This window comes from Streptomyces sp. NPDC005574, assembly GCF_040605435.1.
In the GTDB taxonomy this organism is placed as follows: Bacteria; Actinomycetota; Actinomycetes; order Streptomycetales; family Streptomycetaceae; genus Streptomyces.
The window spans coordinates 1-1,209 of sequence record NZ_JBEXCW010000343.1 but is presented as its reverse complement, the minus strand read 5'-3'; the positions used below and the strand labels follow the sequence as shown (position 1 = coordinate 1,209).

Here is a 1,209-nt window from a genome sequence, read left to right as displayed (position 1 = left end):
CCACGGCAGGCTGAACCATAGGCCGCCATCCGGCCCCACCACGACCTAACACACCCTCAACGACCCGCTGCCCCAACAAGTTGACAACGCCCGTGTCAGACCCACTGAAGATCTCGACCTGCTCACCGGTCGGCGCTGCCGGGCGGTACGACCCATTCGGTGGGTTGGCCGGTGAGAGAGGCGATCATGTCGAAGTCGCCGTCGTAGTGGAGGACTGTCCGCCGGTGCAGTTCTGCCGTGGCGGCGATCAGTAGGTCGGGGAGGGACAGTGCGCGGTGGAAGCCTGCGTTGAGAGCGTGGCGCTGGACTTCCAGGGCGCGGGCGAAGGTGTGGTCGTCGACGCGGAGGTAGTCGAAGGCGTGGAGCCAGGTGCTGATCCGGGTCGCTTCTGAGCTGTCCCGTGCGGAGTGGATCATCTCGTACTCGGTGGGCTGGCACACCGCGAGGAGGTAGCGCTCGTGCAGCGGCTTGAGTACTACCTTGACGTTCGGTTTCGTCCAGCGGGCGAGGGCGGACTTGTCGATCAGGTAGCGGTCCTGCATCAGGCAGCCCGGCCTCCGTCGAGGTCGCCGTTGTGCTTGAGGGAGCCGTCTGCCTTGCGGGGGCCGGTGTTCTCCACGATCTCGCTGAAGTCCAGCTCACCGGCCTCGATGGCGTCGAAGCCCTCCTGCCGAAGGTGCCTCTTGACGGCATCCTCCATAGCGAGGCGGACAGCTTTGGCCTTGGTCTTGGTGCCGAAGATGCGCATGGCCTCGGTGACCATGTCTTCGTCGAGGTCGATGACGGTTCTGGCCATGTGGATGGTCCCTTCGCGAATGCTTCTGCCATGAAAACGATAGCATCGATCGGCGGCAGTAGATATCGTTTTGATTGAGGCTGTCGTGCTGGATGGGGACTTCGGCACCGGTTGCGTGGTGTTGCCCCTTGTGAGAGGCGGGCAGTCGCCCTCATGGCAGGCTCTGCTCACGTTGTCGGGGGTGGTGTTGATGCCCCTATGGATGTCAAGGTGCGGTTGGGGCGGGGGTCGCCGGTCCGCTGGGCTTCGTGGTGGGGATGAGGAGTCGGTAGATCTCTCGTGCGACGTAGCGTTTGAGGCATCGGATGATCTCCCGATGGTCGCGTCCTCGGGGCGGTGGAAAAGCTCGACGAGGGGTTCCGTGGGGTTGATGTTACGCGGCCTTGGTGAGTGACACGCGGGCTGGCGTGGCG

2 protein-coding genes are annotated in these 1,209 nt (G+C 64.1%); both read right to left on the bottom strand.

What is annotated here, in order from left to right; genetic code table 11:
* Nucleotides 1–122: 122 nt before the first annotated feature.
* Nucleotides 123–542: a PIN domain nuclease gene (locus ABZT03_RS44635; RefSeq protein ID WP_356050085.1), complete on the bottom strand. Its 420-nt coding sequence runs from the start codon at nucleotides 540–542 to the stop codon at nucleotides 123–125.
* On the bottom strand, nucleotides 542–796 hold the full coding sequence (locus ABZT03_RS44630) for a type II toxin-antitoxin system VapB family antitoxin (RefSeq protein ID WP_356050083.1): 255 nt from the start codon (nucleotides 794–796) through the stop codon (nucleotides 542–544). The genes ABZT03_RS44635 and ABZT03_RS44630 overlap by 1 nt, the downstream gene beginning before the upstream one ends.
* Between the last annotated feature and the right edge of the window lie 413 nt (nucleotides 797–1,209).